Source organism: Bacillus sp. es.034 (assembly GCF_002563655.1).
Taxonomy (GTDB): domain Bacteria; phylum Bacillota; class Bacilli; order Bacillales; family Bacillaceae_B; genus Rossellomorea.
Window position 1 is genome coordinate 1,032,430 of record NZ_PDIY01000001.1, and the last position, 19,171, is coordinate 1,051,600.

Annotated in this window: 19 protein-coding genes and 2 riboswitches; of the genes, 8 read left to right on the plus strand and 11 right to left on the minus strand. The window is 44.7% G+C overall.

Annotation, left to right across the window (positions count from 1 at the left end):
• Window positions 1-14 precede the first annotated feature (14 nt).
• The 4 genes from ATG71_RS05420 (at window position 15) to ATG71_RS05435 (ending at window position 2,368) form a co-directional block, all read left to right on the plus strand.
• Entirely contained in the window at window positions 15-857 is an 843-nt protein-coding gene (locus ATG71_RS05420) for a flagellar hook-basal body protein (protein WP_098438740.1), read from the plus strand.
• 15 nt (window positions 858-872) lie between these two features.
• Entirely contained in the window at window positions 873-1,148 is a 276-nt protein-coding gene (locus tag ATG71_RS05425) for a DNA-directed RNA polymerase subunit beta (protein WP_034765204.1), read from the plus strand.
• A 320-nt stretch (window positions 1,149-1,468) separates the two neighbouring features.
• The gene (gene fabZ / locus ATG71_RS05430; protein ID WP_098438741.1) at window positions 1,469-1,903 is read left to right on the plus strand and encodes a 3-hydroxyacyl-ACP dehydratase FabZ; all 435 of its coding nucleotides are present in this window, start codon (window positions 1,469-1,471) and stop codon (window positions 1,901-1,903) included.
• Between the two features lie 165 nt (window positions 1,904-2,068).
• Window positions 2,069-2,368 carry a hypothetical protein gene (locus ATG71_RS05435; RefSeq protein WP_098438742.1) on the plus strand — a complete coding sequence of 100 codons (300 nt, stop codon included), beginning with the start codon at window positions 2,069-2,071 and terminating at the stop codon, window positions 2,366-2,368.
• 52 nt (window positions 2,369-2,420) lie between these two features.
• On the opposite strand, the gene ATG71_RS05440 is transcribed toward ATG71_RS05435, so the two are convergent.
• The gene (locus tag ATG71_RS05440; protein ID WP_098438743.1) at window positions 2,421-2,741 is read right to left on the minus strand and encodes a helix-turn-helix domain-containing protein; all 321 of its coding nucleotides are present in this window, start codon (window positions 2,739-2,741) and stop codon (window positions 2,421-2,423) included.
• Window positions 2,742-3,363: 622 nt separating this feature from the next.
• Window positions 3,364-3,479, plus strand: a riboswitch (cyclic di-GMP riboswitch).
• 32 nt (window positions 3,480-3,511) lie between these two features.
• Here ATG71_RS05440 and ATG71_RS05445 point away from each other — a divergent pair.
• The gene (locus tag ATG71_RS05445; protein WP_483295298.1) at window positions 3,512-3,649 is read left to right on the plus strand and encodes an anti-repressor SinI family protein; all 138 of its coding nucleotides are present in this window, start codon (window positions 3,512-3,514) and stop codon (window positions 3,647-3,649) included.
• 32 nt (window positions 3,650-3,681) lie between these two features.
• Here ATG71_RS05445 and ATG71_RS05450 read toward each other — a convergent pair whose 3' ends face one another.
• Both ATG71_RS05450 and ATG71_RS05455 read right to left on the minus strand, forming a co-directional pair.
• Entirely contained in the window at window positions 3,682-4,002 is a 321-nt protein-coding gene (locus ATG71_RS05450) for a helix-turn-helix domain-containing protein (protein WP_098438745.1), read from the minus strand.
• A gap of 116 nt (window positions 4,003-4,118) precedes the next feature.
• A complete protein-coding gene (locus tag ATG71_RS05455; RefSeq protein WP_098438746.1) occupies window positions 4,119-4,559 on the minus strand; it encodes a YwpF-like family protein in 441 nt (146 codons plus the stop codon).
• A gap of 268 nt (window positions 4,560-4,827) precedes the next feature.
• Here ATG71_RS05455 and ATG71_RS05460 point away from each other — a divergent pair, with 268 nt between their 5' ends.
• Complete coding sequence (locus ATG71_RS05460) at window positions 4,828-5,205, plus strand: single-stranded DNA-binding protein (RefSeq protein ID WP_098438747.1); 378 nt, start codon at window positions 4,828-4,830, stop codon at window positions 5,203-5,205.
• A gap of 22 nt (window positions 5,206-5,227) precedes the next feature.
• A complete protein-coding gene (locus ATG71_RS23290) occupies window positions 5,228-5,401 on the plus strand; it encodes a hypothetical protein (protein WP_179886458.1) in 174 nt (57 codons plus the stop codon).
• Between the two features lie 371 nt (window positions 5,402-5,772).
• Here ATG71_RS23290 and ATG71_RS05465 read toward each other — a convergent pair whose 3' ends face one another.
• The 5 genes from ATG71_RS05465 to ATG71_RS05485 all read right to left on the minus strand — a co-directional run bounded on the left by ATG71_RS05465 (window position 5,773) and on the right by ATG71_RS05485 (window position 14,126).
• Entirely contained in the window at window positions 5,773-8,598 is a 2,826-nt protein-coding gene (locus tag ATG71_RS05465; protein ID WP_098438748.1) for a DEAD/DEAH box helicase, read from the minus strand.
• Window positions 8,591-10,225 (minus strand): hypothetical protein, encoded by a 1,635-nt coding sequence (locus tag ATG71_RS05470; protein ID WP_098438749.1) that lies wholly within the window; start codon window positions 10,223-10,225, stop codon window positions 8,591-8,593. The genes ATG71_RS05465 and ATG71_RS05470 overlap by 8 nt, the downstream gene beginning before the upstream one ends.
• A 233-nt stretch (window positions 10,226-10,458) precedes the next feature.
• Window positions 10,459-12,063 (minus strand): alkaline phosphatase, encoded by a 1,605-nt coding sequence (locus ATG71_RS05475; RefSeq protein ID WP_098438750.1) that lies wholly within the window; start codon window positions 12,061-12,063, stop codon window positions 10,459-10,461.
• A 138-nt stretch (window positions 12,064-12,201) separates the two neighbouring features.
• Window positions 12,202-13,437 carry an efflux RND transporter periplasmic adaptor subunit gene (locus ATG71_RS05480; RefSeq protein WP_142953454.1) on the minus strand — a complete coding sequence of 412 codons (1,236 nt, stop codon included), beginning with the start codon at window positions 13,435-13,437 and terminating at the stop codon, window positions 12,202-12,204.
• A gap of 23 nt (window positions 13,438-13,460) precedes the next feature.
• Entirely contained in the window at window positions 13,461-14,126 is a 666-nt protein-coding gene (locus ATG71_RS05485; RefSeq protein ID WP_098438752.1) for a hypothetical protein, read from the minus strand.
• Window positions 14,127-14,392: 266 nt separating this feature from the next.
• A riboswitch (cyclic di-GMP riboswitch) is annotated at window positions 14,393-14,467 on the minus strand.
• 196 nt (window positions 14,468-14,663) lie between these two features.
• Between ATG71_RS05485 and ATG71_RS23295 the strand changes: the two genes are divergently transcribed.
• Window positions 14,664-14,825 (plus strand): YwzD family small protein, encoded by a 162-nt coding sequence (locus tag ATG71_RS23295; protein ID WP_179886459.1) that lies wholly within the window; start codon window positions 14,664-14,666, stop codon window positions 14,823-14,825.
• 45 nt (window positions 14,826-14,870) lie between these two features.
• Here ATG71_RS23295 and argH read toward each other — a convergent pair whose 3' ends face one another.
• From argH to ATG71_RS05500, 3 genes are read right to left on the minus strand one after another with little or no spacing between them, the layout of a single operon-like run.
• Window positions 14,871-16,361 carry an argininosuccinate lyase gene (gene argH / locus ATG71_RS05490; RefSeq protein WP_098438753.1) on the minus strand — a complete coding sequence of 497 codons (1,491 nt, stop codon included), beginning with the start codon at window positions 16,359-16,361 and terminating at the stop codon, window positions 14,871-14,873.
• Between the two features lie 16 nt (window positions 16,362-16,377).
• Window positions 16,378-18,069, minus strand: a complete 1,692-nt coding sequence (locus tag ATG71_RS05495; protein WP_098438754.1) for an ABC transporter permease — start codon at window positions 18,067-18,069, stop codon at window positions 16,378-16,380.
• Window positions 18,066-19,166 carry an ABC transporter ATP-binding protein gene (locus ATG71_RS05500; protein WP_098438755.1) on the minus strand — a complete coding sequence of 367 codons (1,101 nt, stop codon included), beginning with the start codon at window positions 19,164-19,166 and terminating at the stop codon, window positions 18,066-18,068. Before ATG71_RS05500 ends, ATG71_RS05495 begins: the two co-directional genes overlap by 4 nt.
• Window positions 19,167-19,171: the final 5 nt, after the last annotated feature.

A 19,171-nucleotide genomic window follows, 5' to 3' on the forward strand; every position in this document is an offset into this window, starting at 1 on the left:
GGGGAGAACGTGTCATGAATCGGACGATGATTACAGCAACCAACACATTAGGCCAATTGCAGAAACAAATGGATATGATTGGTCACAATCTTTCGAACGCAGATACAAACGGGTACAAGCGCCGGGATGCAACCTTCTCCGAGATGCTTGTGCAGCAGGTGAAAAATCAGAGTGTAGACAAATTCGAAACAGGCAGGCTTACCCCTCTTGGAGTCCGGGAAGGGAACGGTGCCAAGCTTTCACAGGCGCAGCTGATCCTGAATCAGGGGTCGTTGAAAGCCACAGGCCGCTCTCTGGACTTTGCGTTGACCAGCGACCGTCAGTTCTTCAAGGTGCTGGCGGCTGATGAGGACTCGAGTGCCGTACGCTACACGAGGGACGGAGCATTCTCTGCGAGTCCTACCGGGAACGGGGAAATGATGCTCGTGAATGGAAGCGGGCTGCCGGTCCTGGATGAGAATGATAACTATATTACGTTTTCTGAGGATGCCTCTTCCTTTCAGCTCGGTGATAACGGGGTTCTGACCGTTATAGGTGCCGGTGGAGGAGAAGAGCGGTTTAACCTCGGCGTTGTGACCGTTGAAAAATCTCAATTTCTTCAGCAATATGGCGGGAACCTGTTAGGTTTTGCGGATAACTTGGATGAACTGGGCGTCACAGAAGATGAAGTGGTGACCAACGTCACGGGTGGAGCACGAACGGATATTTCCATGGTTCAGAGTTCGTTAGAAGGATCGAACGTGGATATCAGTAAAGAAATGACGGACATGCTGAGTGTCCAACGATCATATCAATTCCAGGCGCGATCGATCTCCCTTGCAGATCAAATGATGGGCCTTGTAAATGGGATACGCTAAAAGGAGTTAAATGCTATGAGTGAAAAAGAGCTACTGCAAGAAAAAGTGACAAGAGAATCAGTAAAAACAGAAAAAAAGGCAAAGCAAAAGGACGAAACCAAGCCATCACGATGGGTTCGTGTTCGCATGCTTCCCATCTGGCTCAGAATCCTTCTGTTCATCCTTCTTCTTGCAGGAAGCCTTGTCCTCGGTGCCGTCATCGGCTTCGCAGGCATCGGCAACGGCAACGCAGCAGACGTCTTCAAAGCAGAAACCTGGCAGCATATTATTGATATCGTGGTGAAAAAATAATTTTTGAGAATAATTTTTGAGGGACGGACCTCGAAATCGTTAGCTTTTGCGACAGTGAACCTTGATATAACAGGGTTTCGTTGAGGATGGAGCTTGTGATTCGAGGTCCGTCCCTTTTTTTGAATGTAGCAGTTGCGATGTGGAACCGGGAGGGACGGACCTTGAATTTGCTCCCTTTTCACATAAAGAACGTTGGTATAAAGCGATTCCCTTGAAGAATCGTGCCGATTTTCGAGGTCCGTCCCTCCCACCCTGTTGCTATTCCAACCCCGGTTTCTGTACAATAAGGTGTACATACATATTGGTAGGAGGAATCATGCATGCTTGATATTAATGAGATTAAAGAGATTATTCCCCATCGTTATCCGTTTTTGCTGGTGGATCGGATTTTAGAGGTGGAGGAAGGTAAGAAGGCAGTAGGAATCAAGAATGTGACGGCGAATGAGGAGTTCTTCAATGGTCACTTTCCTGATTACCCTGTGATGCCGGGTGTGTTGATTGTCGAGGCGCTGGCTCAGGTAGGGGCTGTGGCGATGCTGAAGGTCGAGGATAACCGTGGACGTCTGGCGTTCTTCACGGGCATTGACAAGTGCCGTTTCAAGCGTCAGGTGAAGCCTGGTGATCAGCTGAGACTTGAAGTGGAGATGATCCGCTTTAAAGGACCGATCGGTAAAGGAAAAGGTGTTGCAACCGTTAATGGTGAAGTTGCTTGTGAGTTAGAGATGATGTTTGCTCTTGGGGATAAGCAAGAGTAGCCGTATGAAAAAGCCGGGTTTGGTGTGATTCACTTCACGTCAAACCTGGCTTTTTTTACCTCGAAAAATTGATTCCATATGCAAGTTAATTCATTTTCAGGGAAAGCTAACGAAAGACCAACGTAACGGTCTTACATTAACCAACATAGAAAGGAGTCATACATCATGAGCAAAAAGTTACTATCGGTCCTTGGTGGATCTGCACTTGCCGCTTTCCTTCTTGTAGGATGTAACGCCAACCAGGAGCCTCCTCCGGAAGACGAAGCACCAGTGGAAGAAAACGACAACATGGATGAGAATAACGATATGAACGACAACGGGGACATGAATGAAGAGAACTACCCTGAGTCAGAAGACAAGAACAAGCAAGGCGACAAAGATGCAGCGAAGGATAACAATACGCCTGAAGAAGACGCTGTAGAAGATGATGTGGATATGAAGGATAAGGATAATAAGGACGAGTAATGAATGGCGCAGAGGCAATTTAGCTTCTGCGCTTTATTCATGAAAAGTCTAGCTAAACTCTATCTGTATTTCTCTTCTTAAATTGAAAAAATTGAATGTATTCTAAAAAATCTTGTTTAGTCATACCCTCTTTAATAGCCATCTTTACCAATCGAATCCACTCTTCGTCAATATTCGGGTTGCATTCAAGAATCTGATTCAATGCTACTCCGAGGGCAATGGATAGCTTATCAAGAATCTGTATACTGGGATTTTCCTGTATACCCCTTTCAATCGAACTAATATATGATTTTGAAATCCCAGACTGATTGGAAAGCTCAATAATGGTCATACCCTTTTTCTCCCTGAATTCTTTAATTTTCTCACCTACCATTTATCACAGTCCTTTCCATTTCTATTAAGTTCATTATATAGAACAAAAGATAAATAATAAATAGAGGAAGACTAAGAAATTGAAAGAAAATTCAATATAAAGAACAAACTATCATCTTTTTAACGAAAATAAGACGTATTATAAGACTTTAGACTTATTTAGAAAGCGATTATACTAATGGAGAATACGTTCTTAAAAATGAACATATATAATTCAAATGGAGGAAGGAGTTAAACAATTTGTTCAAAAAAGTATGTTCTCGTTGTACGCGTCCATCATTTAGCAGTTCAGAAACCGGACAATGGATATGCCCTTCATGTGGATACGATTTAACACAATCTAGCTTCTATAAAGCAATAATATATAAAAATATCACTCAAAAGGTTTTGCCTTTGGAGAAAAAGATTGATTTCTATAAAAATAATAAGTAAGTTATCCTACAAGTTTCGACACATTCATCTAAGTATTAAAATTTATTACAATAATTTTTGTATGCAGTATCTTGTAAATGTAAAATAATAGGTGTATTTGTAAAAAAATAGGGTATATATTATTATCAGAAAAGACAAAAAACAGCACGGATTGAAATGTTTTATTAGTATAATAGGTTTAGTTATTAAATGTCAGACAAAGGCAAACCTATTGAAAAGTAGGGACGCAAAGTCACAGATCTAAGGTTTATAAATCCGCTTATTTATTGGGTGACGTATTTATAACTACGATGGCTGGACTGCCTGAAATACGTTACAGTATTTTAGGAGGGGATCATTTTGGCGAAACGTGAACTGGATAGGGAATGGGTTGATTTAATTAAACAGGCGTTGGAGGCAGGGATACCTTTAACAGAAATCAGAGAGTTTCTCCATAGTCAGTCCCCGCAAACAAAAGAAGGATACAAGGTCATGTAAATAAATGAGGTCCTGCTTGTTGGAGCAGGACCTCATTTATTGTCTAGTTTCCACTTGTTAAATTCGATGAATTCACGGAACTGTTCTTTCGTAATGCCTGAATCCATCGCTTCTTCAGCAATTTTTAACCATTCGTGATCTATATTTTGATCCTCCGGTTGGTCATAAAGTAGAGCATCCAATGGAATCCCCAGTGCAGTTGAAACTTTCTCCAGGAATTGAATGGATGGGTTTTGTTGAAGATTACGCTCGATAGAACTTAAATATGACTTGGCGACTCCGGCTTTCTCAGCCAATTCTGTCATGGACATTCTTTTTTCTTGTCTATACTTTTTTACTCTTTCTCCAATCAATGAGCACACCTGCCTAAGAACTTCATGTAATAATATTTAATGAATAATAGCTGATAATTCAATTATAGCAAACAGCTAATTCATGCTCTATATAAAGTTTACATAATTTCGTATAATTAAACACTTGGTTTTGCCGTTGACGGAATCCTTGGCTTAGACACCATCTTCTCACGGAACTCCCGAACGAGTTCATCCCCGGAGTACCCTTTCTGCACCAAGTCATCAAGCAGAATCTCCGCATATTCATTCCGCTGTTTCTTCAATTTTCCTTCAAACATAATGCTGATATGTTTATCCATTTCTTTGATGCAACGGATGGATGTCATGAAGGCAGCCGGATCATTGGCAGCATGGGAAATCACGACCTGGATTTCCAAGTCTTCTTTACTTTGCTGGGCCTTCTGGAAAAATTCGATGTATTCATTTGACATATACGTTTCGACAAGCCATGTCTTCTGACCGTCTTCTTTATTGATGATTAGACCGTCCACAAGCTCAAAGTCATGCAGTACCTCGTCCTCCACTACTTGAAGGGAAATCACTTTAAAGGTTTTCATGAACGAACATCTCCCATTTAAAGGTTTTATCAAATTATATCACAGGGGGGAATTGTTTCCCTAATACATTTGGCGATGAAAAAAATGACGAAAGATGCAATTTTGTGTTTTTGACCATGATTTTGATGAAAAAGGGGAAAATCTCCCTAGGCGAATTTCCGAAATTCAAGCCGTTTTTGCCTCGAATTTCGGAAATTCACGATTTTACAAGTTTCCCACATAGGAGGTAAGATGAGTACACCTTAACAGAAAGGAGAAATGAACCCAAGTGATCAACCAAGTGACCCTGGTGGGAAGGCTGACAAAAGATCCAGAAGCGAGAAAAACGATGGAAGGAAAATCAGTACTCAGTGTGACGATTGCCGTGAACCGGCCTTATAAGAACCAGCAAGGCCAAGTTGATGCCGACTTTGTACTCTGTACGATTTGGAACCGTGCAGCGGATAATACGGAGAAATACTGCAGGAAGGGTTCCGTCGTCGGGGTGACGGGCCGCATCCAAACACGTTACTTCGAAAATGATCAAGGAAAGCGCACGTATATCACCGAAGTCGTCGCTGAAAACATCCGGTTCCTGGACAGTAAGCAGGCGTCCCCGGTGACACCTGAACCGAGCAAGAAAGAACCAATCGAATTGCCGTTCTAATATTTTAAAGGGAGATGGAGTTGTGGCCACACTGCAAGAACTTGAACAAAGAATCGACCGACTGGAAAAAATGACGGAAGATCTCATAAAAAAGGTAGCACGAGTCAATGTCGAAAACTTCTACTTATCTCAACGGGTAACCGCCCTTGAACAAGGATACGAATATCCGAACCCGGTTTTGAAAACCTCATCTTAATTTTTTATAACCCTCACCCAGATCTCTTTCCATAAGTGTCAATCCAACCAACCTATAAGTTATGTCTCAAAGTCCAATGGTTACCCGCACGATGCCCCTGATTTGCCTCATTAGATATAAACATGTGTAGTGATAAGTAAGTGAAATATTCCCCTATTTGTCTTCATATTGAGCCGGTTTCCTTGAGGGGAGGCTGGTGTTTTTTGTTTGTAAACGAGAATCGATATTGTTGGTGCCCCCTTTTCAAAATTTAAATCCAATTATATTTGTAAAACACATCTGATTTGTCCACCCCTTTTTTTGAAAAAACCAAACACCAATCAATTTCCCAAAAAAAAACCCCTTTCCCAAAAAAGGAAAGAGGCAAAATTCTATTCCAACACCAACAACGATTCCAAATCCTGATCCGACAATTCTGTCACCCACTGGTCACTGCGGATGATTTCGTCGTTCAGAGCCTGCTTTTTCATGAGCATGGCATCGATTTTTTCTTCAAGGGTGCCGGATGATACCAGCTTGTGCACATGGACGAAACGTTTCTGGCCGATCCGATAAGCACGGTCGGTGGCCTGGTTCTCGACGGCAGGGTTCCACCAGCGGTCGTAGTGGACGACGTGATTGGCAGCGGTCAGGTTCAGACCGGTACCGCCGGCTTTCAGTGATAGAAGAAAGACAGGGAAGTCCCCGTTTTGGAATTTCTCGACGAGTTCATCCCGTTTTCCTTTAGCCGTGCTTCCGTTCAGGAACGGGACATTCACATCGAACTCTTCCTTCATCACGTCCTGGATCATCTCGCCCATTGAGATATACTGGGTGAAGATCAGGCAGGCTTCGCCGGATTCGAGGGCGGTTTCCACGATGTCCTTCAGTTTCTGCATTTTTTCAGAGCGGGATAGGATCGACTTCGGATCCGGTTCTTTTAAATACAGAGCCGGGTGGTTACAGAGCTGCTTCAGCTGGTTGAGCATTTGCAGAATCAATCCTTTGCGCTCAAATCCGCTCAGTGTTTCGATTTTAGTGAGCGTGTCTTTCACGAGTTGCTCATACAAGGCCGCCTGCTCGGCAGTCAGGTGACAATATTCTTTCTGCTCGAGTTTTTCAGGCAGGTTCAATTCGACTTCAGGATCTTTCTTCGTACGACGCAGTAAGAATGGCTTGATTTTGGCCTGAAGCTCTTTGACTTTTTCTTCGTTCTCGTCTTTTTCTATGGGAGCGATGTAATTTTTTTGGTACTGGGTGAACCCACCGAGATAGCCGTGGTTCAGGAAATCAAAGATCGACCACAGTTCCGACAGACGATTCTCCATCGGGGTTCCGGTGAGAGCAATATGATGCTTGCCGCTCAGCTTTCGGATCGCACGGGACTGTTTCGTATTCGCGTTCTTGATATTCTGGGCTTCATCAAGGGAAATCGATGTCCATTCGACGAGTGATAGCTCGTCATAATCGATATGGGACAAGCCGTAAGAGGTGAGCACCACATCGACATCCTTGATCGCACTAGCAAAACCATCACCCTTCGCACGGGTAGGACCGTAATGTAGATGAACCTTCAAGTCCGGAGCAAACTTCTCCAACTCACGCTGCCAGTTTCCGAGAACGGAGGTAGGGGCAACGATCAGGGAAGGGGTTTCCGGTTTTTCGGTATCCCTCACATGTTGCAGATACGTGATGAGCTGCACTGTTTTTCCGAGTCCCATGTCATCGGCAAGACAGGCGCCAAAGCCAAACTTCCGCAAAAAGAGCATCCAGCTCATCCCAAGCTGCTGATAGGGACGGAGCTCACCGATAAAACTATCAGGCGTTTCTGTAAGCGGAATCGATGACACATTCGTCAGCTGATGAACCATTTTTTTCATGGAACGGTTGAGTTCGAGCTGGATCCTGGCGTATTGATAAGGATCATGCTCATCGTCGTCTGGATCCACGTCCGACTCATCCTCGTCACGGGGGACAAGCTCCTGTTCGAGCATATCCTGGATCGAGATTCCTTCCTGTTTAGCTTTCGTCATCATCTGTTGAATCCGGCGAATCATGGCAGGGTCGAGCTTCATCCATTGACCGCGAATCTTCACCAAGCGGCGTTGATCATCTACGAGCTGATTGAAGTCATCCTCTGAAAGATTGACGCCGTTCATGGAGAGACGCCAGTCGAAATCGAGCATGGCGTTGAGACCCACGAAGGATTTACGATAGCTCGTGTCCGTGTTTTTCAGCTTTGCTTTCACGAGTACCTGGGCATCCTTCATCGCTTCCCACCAGGATGGGAGGAGGATCTCAATATCGAGATCGATGAGCTTCTCACTTAAGACGGATAAGAAATCCCAGGCATCATGCTCACCAAGAGCCGTGCGGAGGGAGCCATCCGTATCGCGGAGGATCGGCAGCATCTTCATCCAGCGTTCCTGCTCTTCCGATACGTCCGGGAGATGTTTTTTCCAGGAAGGGGGGACCGTGTCTTCAGCAAGGGATATGATCCGGTTCTGTTTCTTGCGGTCCCGTAAAATCGTTTCAAGTTCCCAGGATTCATCTTCATCAAGGGGTTCCGTGATCCGGAGCCCGATGGAAAACGGCAGCTCCTCATCAGCCCCGGCGATCCATTCACTCCATCGTCTTTCATCAAAATACGCATCCAGCTCTTCAGACGTCAGCGTACTTTCCTTCAGCTTCTGGATCCTTTTCATCGCACTCGAGCCACCCGACGCCATCGCCTCATTCAACGCACCCTGAAACCAGGATTCGGTTAAATTCTTGAGGGACGGACCTCCATCGGGAAGCTCTTCTTCCCAGAATTCGTCGTTGAAATTTGACCATACTTCATCGGGAATGTGAAACTGCAGTCCTTTTTCCTGCCATTCTTCAAAGCGCGGCAGCCAGCGTCCGGCTTCGACGGCCTCATAGATGACCGGGGCAATCGCAATGCATGCCTGGCCGGTTTCATCCCAGTCCCACTGGATCATGCCGCTGAAGTGCTCGCCGGCAAGAAGGGTCAGGAACTGCCACTTGGTGACAGGGATTCCGCCCTCAGCTTCCTCGAGCAGGGTCCCATAGTAGCTTTCTTCATGCCAAAGAAACAGCTGCCCCTTCCATTCTTTTGGGGGAAGGAGTTCGCCTTCGTCGTTTTCCGCAGTGATGAAGAAACGGTCTTCATATTCAGTTGTATGGACATTGATTTTGACGGAAGACAGTTTAAGCATCGATTAACTTACCCTTTCTGCACTCTTCTTGGAACGCGCGTAAACGCCTATATTTCTCCAGAATATAGGTGAGATAGACATCCCACTTATCGGTTTTTTTCGTTTTTTTATAAATCGTCCGGATCTTCTTCATATAACGGACCGCAAGCTTGTAGCTGTCGCGGTTCTTCTGGTCGATGGCTGTGATGACGCCGGCGTAATAGATGGGAAGGGCGAGCTCGGGTGCTTCCTTCGTCACGTCACGGAGACCCATGCCTTCCATTTCCCCGATGCTGTAGTTCATATATTTCTGCAGTTCGACCCATTCACGGTAAGCTCTCGCCGTGATGAGATATTCGTTGTATGAGAAAAAGCTGTACGGAAGCATGGAGAGGAGCAGCTCGTTCACTAGCATGCTGTCCTTCTCCATGAGCCAATCCATCGGCAGAATCCGCACGAACCAGCGGACGAACCGGGTCGCTTCATAATAATCAAGAGTCTCGAGATGATCCGGCATCCTCGACAGGATATTCCGGACCAGGAAGAAGCCGACTTCGTACCGCTTTCCAACGAAAAATTTACGGAGCCAGAATTCACTGTAAGCGACAAGTTCTGTTCCAAGTTCATCGACGACTTCACTTGCTTTATTCAAATCCTCGAGGAGGAGATATTGGTGGATAAGGGCGACGTTGTAAAAGGTCGGATCCTGCTTGTCTTGTTCCTCCAAGCGCGTCACTTCTTCACGGCGCCACGACTTCTGCTTGAACAAGTAGTACCATAGAAAGCGGTACACCTCGGCCTTCATCATCGTACTGTTCTCCGTTGAATCACTCATCTCGATGGTTTGCTTTTTCAAAAAAGCAATATACGGATCGAAGCTGAACGGCATGGCATGGATCGAGAGTTTCTCTACAGCATCTTCCATTTCACCTAACAGGAAATCATACATGCTGTACTGCTCACGGCTCAGTTCGACATTCCGTTTTTGTAGAAAAAGGTCGATTTCAATCGAAAGATAAAAGGTCGCAAACAGCTGATAGAGGGGCTTCCATTCCCGTTCGAACGGCGCTTCCTTCATAAATCGCTTCGTGATATTCTGCACGAGGACGTCCATTAAATAGGGCTGTCTTTCAAGTAACTCCAGGTCTTCTTTTTTAAGGAGGGAGTCAAAGAACTGCCACCATTCCTCAGGGGTGTTCCCGCGTGTTTTCCGTTCGTTCAATAGATCGCTTGCTTTCTTTAAGGCACCGTGCTTTTTCATTAAATCATCCAGTGACTGTGCTTCCTGACTGGCAGGCTGTGATTGACTCCGCCAATTCTGGATCCACTCACTGACCCGTCCAACTTTGTTATAGAGCATAAAAAAGGTCGCCATTTGATGCCGGCACCATTTATCCTGTGGACACGAGCACTTGCTTAACAGGGGGAATAATAAATTCAGCTCTAAGGTGACAGGCGTCACATCCTGAACCTCCGCCGACACTTCATCATCCCGGACCTTTACGTTCGAAACCAGATTCTGACGGAACAAAAGAAGGCCCTTCGACACGACGTTCTTGCTCTCGTCCTGATTCGGGTCCAGCTCACCCTGTATCGACTGACTCATGGGAAGTAACTTATCCTTCAACTCCTGAATACGAATCGACATCAACCAACCTCTCCAATCTATAAAATCGCATTCTTTTATTATAACGCAAAAGGAGGGGGAAAAGGAACATGGGGGTGGGGCAAGTGGTGAAAAGGGGGTGTGGGGTTTGTCGAATGATGTGGTTGGGGGGGTGGATTGGTGGCTGACACGGCAATGGAGGGGACGGTCTATATTTTGGAAGTCGTTAATATAAGGTGTGAAGATTCCCCTTCAAAACCTACTCAATCCCCACCCTACTCCTCCACATGCACATAAAACGTCTCCCCATCATACACATTCACGCTCTTCAACCCCACTTTTTCATCATTTCTCCAATAAAAATCCTTATTTTCGGGAAAGCGGAGCACCAAATCATCACGCTTCACCACCATCACCGGGTTTTTAGAGGTCCGTCCCTCAACCGACACCTCATAACCCCCATCCCGGTAATATTTCACCCCATCCACATACCATGATGCGAGCGGACTGGTCCCCAGTGAAAATCCCAAATAAGTAGAAATCACCTGTGGAATGTCGGTGTTTTCGATTAGTCCGACCGGCTTATCTGGTCCATATGAATATAAAAAGACGTCTTCGCCGGTATGGCCGTGTGTGGTGAAGCCGAGATTTGCCCGCTTCGCCATCAGTTTCACCATCTTATTTTCAAGTTCGTCAACGCTCTTTGCGGCTTCCATTGCGCCAAATTCCTTCTCGCTTAGTTTACTCAACCCATAGTTTGAAAGAACCTCTTTTAAATTCGATCGATCCTTCTTCAGCTGGGAGGTGGCCCCCTTGACGGTAAGCCTGGCTTTCTTTAAAGGTTTGATGAATCGATCGGCAGGCAGACTTTTATAATCTCTGTTTGTCCCGTGATTCCCAAGTGTCAGTCCGCTGTTTCCGTGATCTGTCACTGCAACCACCATGGTGTTCCCGTCTTTCCGGGCAAAATCAAGGGCTTCACTGACTGCATCGTCAAAACTCAATACCTCACTGACCATCCCGACTGGATCGTTCTTATGAGCGGCCCAGTCCACCTTGCTGCCTTCGACCATGAGGAAGAATCCTTTTTCACTTTGTGAAAGCCTGTCAATGGCTGCGCGGGTCATCTCTGCAAGGGAAGGCTCATCTGGATTCAGCTGAGGACGGTCCAGTTCATAAGAGATGTCTTCATCTGCGAACACTCCCCACAGCTTGGGTGATGACGTCCCTCTTAGAAGTCCGTCCCTCTTAAGAACCAGCTCATATCCTGAAGAGTGGATTTTTTTTAAAAGGTTTTCTCCGTCTTCACGGCTGACCTGTTTTGTTTTCAGCATGCCGTCGTCGTCTTTTGTGTGGTCCTTGGATTGCGGCTTCAACCATGCAGCACCACCGCCTAACACAACGTCCAAACCTTGGTACACCTGCTGTTCACCGATATCCCCGAATTCATCCCGGTTCAAAACATGGGAGGTGAACGCAGCAGGGGTGGCATGCTGGATGGGGGAGGTGGACACGATGCCGGTGTTGTAGCCGGACAGTTTGGCGCCTTCGAGGACGGTCAAGACGGGACGTCCTTTGGGGTTCATCCCTATATAATCGGCCTTCGTCTTCACACCTGTCGCCATGGCTGAACCTGCTGCAGCGGAATCGGTGATGGCGGACTGGGCGGAATAGGTCCGGACGCCGCCTCTGAGAATCGTATCGAGCTTGAGGTCCGTCCCTCGATACCAGCGGGACAGGGTGAGGATGTCGGAGTTGGTGCCGTCCATGATCATGAGGATGACGTTTTTGTGGGATGGTGGGGCGGCAGTTGTGGAGGCGGCGGGGAGGGTGAGGGTTAGGAGTGTTAGGAGAATGGTGAGGTGTTTGAGTGTTTTCATGGTGGATTTGAGCTCCTTTTCTTTAGTGTAGGCATAGTATTTGTTGGTCGGGGAGGAGTATGTATAAAGAGATCAATGAATTAAAAAAAGCGACTCGTCAGTTAAACGAATCGCCTAAAATAATGTTTCGGCAGAATGCTACTTCCGCTCTAATATTCCGACCAAAAGGTTTTCTAATACAGTTGCACGGTCCAATTTTTTTAGCCCGTTCACATTGATCCTGTTCCAATCAATCCCTGTTATGAATGGAGTCCCATGCTTTAATGCTGTGATGTCATCAGGATACACAATGTAATATTCACCGGCTTTGACGCCTGTTACAATTTGCTGCTGACCACCCACCTCGAGCCCTGTTTTGACTTTTCTTTTTTCAACGGTTCCGTTCTTTGTAAGGAGCCAGACGAATTTTCCTGTACCGTCTTTTTCAATGGCTGTAACAGGAAGCACAATGGATCCATTTGTATTCTCAGTAATGATGGATAAAAACACATGATGGCCAGGAAGAAGGTTATTTTCACCATCCTGAATCTTTACCTCGACAGGATACATACTGTCCGTTTGCAGGTGTGGATCGTTTTTGGGAAGGGTCGAAACCTTTGTGACGATACCTTTCAGGGTTGCTTTCTCCACATCCGATTGAACGGTGGCATTCATGTTTTCTTTTACTGTTATGATTTCTTTCTCTGTAAGATCGGTCGTAACGATGGTCGACTCTGAAGCAATCGTGATTAAAGGATTGTCTAACTTATGTGAGAGATGTTTGATCGTCCCATCCACGCTGCTTTGAAAGGTCAAGGTCGTTTCATACGAGTCAATATCCGAAATCTGCCGTTCCAGATTATCAATTTGACTCTGGTTTCGTTCCACTTCAAGTTCTTTTGCAGCGATTTCTTTTTTTAATTCTACTTCGGACTGAAGTGCGCTTGCCGCAATGGGAATTTCCTTTTCATCGGATGACACGAACGGGAGTGATGATTCAAGGCTTTTTAAGTCACTGATGGTATCTTCAATACTATCAATCTCATCCTCCAGTTTTTCCACTTCGGATTCTAATACACTTTTTTGTTGTGTTTGATCGGTTACTTCATATTCGTAAAGGGGTGTTCCGTTCGTAACCTGATCGCCTTCCTTCACTAAGAATTTCTTGAAGGATCCAAATTCGTCGTTAAAATAGATGTAGCTCTCATCTTCGGCTGTAACGACACCGGGCTTGGGGAGCTCTTTGACCAAGTCATCTTTTCTGCTGACTTCCCAGTTGTCCACATGCACTTCACGGTCCACCTTGCTATTTGCTTTTTCGATCAAATAGGTGTTTGTACCAATAAACAATAGAGAGAACGTCAATGTGCTATAAAATATGGTTCTTTTCTTCATTATGTATCACAGCCTTTAGAAAGTTAAATTAGGGTCGATATATTTAAAAAAGCTAATAACGCATTTAGAGCCCATAAGAATAAATTCATTAAAAGAATGACCAGCCAGATGATCCAGTTTTTTTGATTGGTTAAACGTTTAATTCCTTTGTATTGAATATAGAATACCCAGACTTTAAAAAGGGAGAAGCTCCCCAATAAGTAGATGACATAAGGTTTGGATGTAATATATTGAATGATGACGCCTAGTGAGAGTGGAGATGAGTACCACTCCAGTGAAAAGAATAAGGAGAGTGGGATATAGGTCAGTTTTTCCACTAATAAAATCAATAGGACGACTCCTTGGGTCATAACCAATTTACGGTATTCCCCTTCGTCCGAGATGGTCCAGAAAATTAACGAAGAAAAAAAGAGGACAATCGAAGCATATAGAAGTCCTGCTAATAATCTACCTGAAAAAAAGAGGAATTTTTCTAATTCATAAGTAGTCGGAGACAGTTTCGTCATTTCTTTTGAAAGAGGGTCCATTCCGATTCCAAATGAAGAAATGAGACCGAATATGACAACGGAAAATAAAAAAAGGAAAAACACATTTTTCCTATAGCCTTTAATGACTTCCATTTCCTTCAACTGATAAAAGAAGGTGGTTGGTTGGGTTAAACCTTTGAATAATCTGACTTCTCTATGCATATAATGATGGCCTCCAGCTTGTATAAATTCCACCTCTTATTCTATCGAAAATCATCGAACTTTTCCATAAATTGTAGAACGAATTCTGAAATTAAATGAAAAAAGCGTCGAATGGACGCTTTTACATTTGGTACGTAAGTAGTGTAGTACCGGTTATAAGGAGGATCGTGAATAAAAATAATCCTACATATAATAATGTCTTTCTGTTTTTCTTTCTCTTATACATTTCTTCTGGAGTTAAAAACGACAAATACAATCCCTCCTGGTTTGGTAGCTGGCTGGCTTGGTTAGCCCCTATAGCTTTGCGTCATCACCTTTCGGTGATTTTGCCATTATTCAGAACCTTACTTCTATTCTATCGACAAATTACAACAAACTGTAATAGGTATTTTATACTTATTTTTTGGAAAAATTTTAAAATAACTCTATCAAAAAGTGTCTTTTTTTGGTATTATATCTAGTAATTGATGTTTGAACTTTCGTCTAATAGTGTAATAAAGTGATAGAAACTGTTTGATATTGTAGGAGGTTGTCCGTTTGAAAGGTAATATAAGCAAGGATCAGCATTTACTCTCGGTTATCCAGAAAGCATATGACAAGGGTCAGCAGGGGAATATGGATACGGATAAGATGATTGATTGGTTAAAGCAAGAGTTGCAGAATGGTTTTTCATTAAATCAAAGCGAAAAAGCGCTGTAGAATCCTTAAAGAGGAGTCTCAGCGCTTTTTGGTTTCTATCGTACTCTAAAATCGGAACGATACCAATTCTTTCCTTTTTTGAATCAATGATTGAACGGTGTGATCCAGTTCTTCTATTTGAAGGGTGAGCGTTTTGTTTCTGGTTTGAATCATTCTTGTTACCTCATCAGGGCTTGGACCTCCTTGGATATCCCTTATTTTAATGAAATATTCCGGTGAGATGATTTTCTTCCATTCTTCATCGGTCAATGAAATAGTGGCTTGTTCTTGAATCATTTTATTGATTTCTTCAACATCCCAGTCGTAAAGTTCTTTTCTTTCCTGAATCGTTTTTCTGGAAATGAAACTGGCGATGGAATGTGCTTTACGAAATGGGATGCTGTAATCCCGGGACAGGGTGTCGGCAAGCTCAGTAATCGTAATGCTGGATTTCTTGGACATTTCTTTGGCATGATCCTTGTTGACTTTTAAAGTGGCGATGACGGCATACATAAGCTTTAAGACACGGTTTGCGTTATTGAACGCACGATAGAGATGTGGCTGCAGGTCATCCTCTGTATCGACGATGTCACCGAACGGGGTGTTATGCACCATGTTCATGGCAGCAAGGGCATCCCCGTAAGCGCTGCTCGCGATGGAGCGGGAATGTTCGATGGACACCGGGTTTCTTTTCTGGGGCATGATACTGCTTACCTGCACATAAGGATCGGCCACCAGAAACGTTCCGAACTCCCTTGTGACATGTTGAAGGAAATCCTGGATCCATCGTCCGGTATTGACCATACATGTCATCAAGGCTGTAGAGGTTTCCAAGAGGTAATCAGCGCCTCCGATCGAATCATAGGAGTTTTCTATGATCGAATCAAATCCCAGTAATTCACGGGTGCGCTCCCGATTGATGGGAAAGCCGGTCGTGGTCAGGGCAGCGGCTCCCAAAGGAGACTGATTCACTGTTTCATAGGCTGATTGAAGCCGTTTAATATCTCGTTGCAGGACATCGTAAATGGCTAAGAAATAATGTCCCAGGGTGGTTGGCTGAGCAGGCTGGGTATGCGTATAACCTGTCATGACCGTTTCTGTATGTTCCTCGGCTTGAGAGAGTAGTACTTCGCTTAATTGGTTGGAAGTCTGTAAGAGCCGCAGGAGGTGCTCTCTCAGTACAAGGCGGTACATGGCGACCCCCATGTCATTTCTGCTTCGGCCGATATGGATTTTCCCTGCTAATTCGTCTCCGATTTCCTCACCGATTTTGGCTTCCATCATAAAGAACAGGTCTTCGAATTGTGGCTGGTAGCATACTCCGACTACATCCGTTTCTGCAACACGATTGATTCCCTCTAACATCTTTTCGGCTTCTGGCTTTGATATGATATGTTGTTCGGACAGCATGATGACATGGGCCCTGTGAATATCGAACATGACATGAAACAGATAGTCCCTTTGATCATTGAACACAGGCATGAGCAGCTCTTCAACATAGGTCTTGCCAGGGAAAGAAATGCCTTCACTTTTAATGAAATCGTCTAAATTGACCATTCTTTCAACTCCGATTCTAAGATAATGATCTCTCGGCTTTCACACCGAAAAACTTATTTGAAATGAACAGAATGATGGCGATGATCGCGATTTGAATCATTCCGTAAGCAGCAGCCTGCCCCATATTGAACATGCGTAGCTGGTTCATGATTTCAATGGAAATAGGGCGGTTCGATAGAGTGTATAGTAAGACGGACGTTGGAAACTCCCCGACGGATTCTACGAAAGCAAGGAGTGTCCCGGCAAGGACGCCCGGCATGATGATCGGCAGGATGACTTTTCTAAAGGTATAGAACCATTTAGCACCCAAGCTCCTTGCAGCTTCTTCGATCGAGTCATCAAGCTGTTCAAGTACGGCATTCGTTGAACGGACCACCAATGGGATGTGCCTGATGAAATAGGCGAGCGGCAGGATCCAGAACGTGCCGACAAGAATGTTTCCGAAAGAGAAGATGTTCGGCTCGTTAAAGGCGAAAATCAGGTTCATCCCGATAACGGTTGCCGGAAGTGCCCAAGGGATCATCACTAAAATATCAACAAAGCTTTTTCCGACAAATTTGCGTTTTACTAATAAGTAAGATGTCAGTACCCCGAAAACGAGGTTCCCCGCTGTTGCAATGAAAGAAAGGATCAGACTGTTCTTGAGCGGTTTAAATATATTCGGGTCCTCAAAGAGTAACCGGTAATTTTCGAGATTAAACACCGAAGGGTACGTTTGCCATGTCCAAGTACCATCCGGAACGAGTGAGAGAAGCAGGATGGTGAAGTGAGGGAGAAGAAGAATGATCACCCCAATGACACCTGCAGCGACCAATGCCCACTTCATAAATGGATTTTTCACTTCACTTCGATGGGCACCGATCCCCTTCGAAGCCATGCGATAATCTTTGCGATTTTGATACCATCTCATGAAAAGCAAGAAACTGATTGATACAATCGATAGAATGACAGATTGTGTAGCGGCGACTTCCATATCACCATTGATTTTGGAAAAATAAATTTGCAAACTTAGAACGCGATATCCGCCCGCCAGTAGAAACGGGGCACTGAAGGATGCCATTGAAATCATGAATACGAGCAATGAAGCAGCGACAATCGCTGGAGTCAATAATGGAAAGGTTACTTTCCAGAAAACCTTGAATCGGTTGGCCCCCAAGTTAAAGGCCGCTTCCTCCAGGGATGGATCAATTTTATTGATGGCCGAGGAGACAGTCATATAGAAATACACATACATGGTGTATGCGTGGACAATCAAGATTCCTGAAACACCGCCGATTTTAAAGGGGACGTCCTTTAATCCGACCAGATCCTTGATGGCGTTCGGAATTAATCCCGTCTCACCGTATAAAAACATGAAGGCCATGACCCCGACCAGGGAAGGGAGAACGATGGGCATAATAGCGGCCGTTGAAAAGAAATTGCGACCCGGAAAATCATAGCGATTAAAAATAAACGCCAGTGGAATTCCAATGAGGGCAGAAACGAGAACGCTTAACACCGAAATATAAACGGAGTTCCATAAAGCTTCCAGATTGGTTTTCGATTCTTGAGTGAAAAAGTCTGAGTAATTTTCAAAGCCTATGCTGCCGTTTTTGTTCAAGCTTTCCAGGAATGTCCGCAAAGAAGGATAAAGGACGTAAGCAATCAACACCAGGAGGACAGGGAGCAGCAACCATAATGTCAAACGATGATCACGGTTTTTGATCATGGGGCATCACCGCTGATCACTGGGATGATACGCATATGTTCCTTAGGCAATTCAATCCGGATGTCATCACCCGGTTGAAGGTTACTAGAAAGAAGTGTATTCAAGGTATGCACCTGTAAGAGTTGTTGATCGACTTCAATTTGTACATTGATGACGGACCCAAAGAAGTGAACTTCCTTCACGGTTGCCCTGAAAACATTTTCTCCATCGTTCTCCACAAGTTTAATAGCCTCGGGACGAATCGAGAGGGCGATATCCCCTCGCTCATTCATTTCACCGATGTCAGGGTGGTTATGTACAGCGATCTCTTGGATGATGGTGCCGTTTTTTGCGGAGACATACACGCTGTCTTCCTCGACACGGTTGAGGGAAACGGGTAATAGATTAATCTCCCCGATGAAACTTGCGACAAAGTCATTGGCGGGTGAATTATAGATTTCAGTCGGTGTCCCTACCTGATGGCATACGCCGAAGTTGAAAACGGCAATCCGGTCACTCATGGAGAGAGCTTCTGCCTGGTCGTGGGTCACGTAAATGGTGGTGATTTTATATTCTTTCTGTAACCTGAGGATCTCGCTTCTCATTTCGTCACGAAGTTTTGCATCCAGATTACTGAGTGGTTCATCTAACAGAAGGATTTCCGGTTCGATCACCAATGCACGGGCTAACGCGACACGCTGTTGTTGACCTCCACTTAATTGACTCACTTGACGATCGGCATATTGTTCAAGTCTGACTTTATTCAAAACCTCTCGAACCCGGGCCTTTACTTCTTTAACAGCCAGCTTCCGGACCTTTAAGCCGAAAGCAACATTTTCAAATACCGTCATGTGAGGAAAAAGGGCATAGTTTTGGAAAACCATGCCCGTATTTCTTTTTTCAGGAGGTACGCGCGTCATGTCCTTTTCATCAAAACGGACGACACCTTTAGTAGGATAGTAGAATCCGGCAATCATCCTGAGGGTGGTTGTCTTACCACAACCACTTGGACCAAGGAAGGTGAAGAATTCCCCGTCCCTGATATCCAAGTTTAATCCATCAACTGCTACAACCTTTCCAAAGGCTTTCTGGACATTATCTATTTTTATCGACGCCATACCGG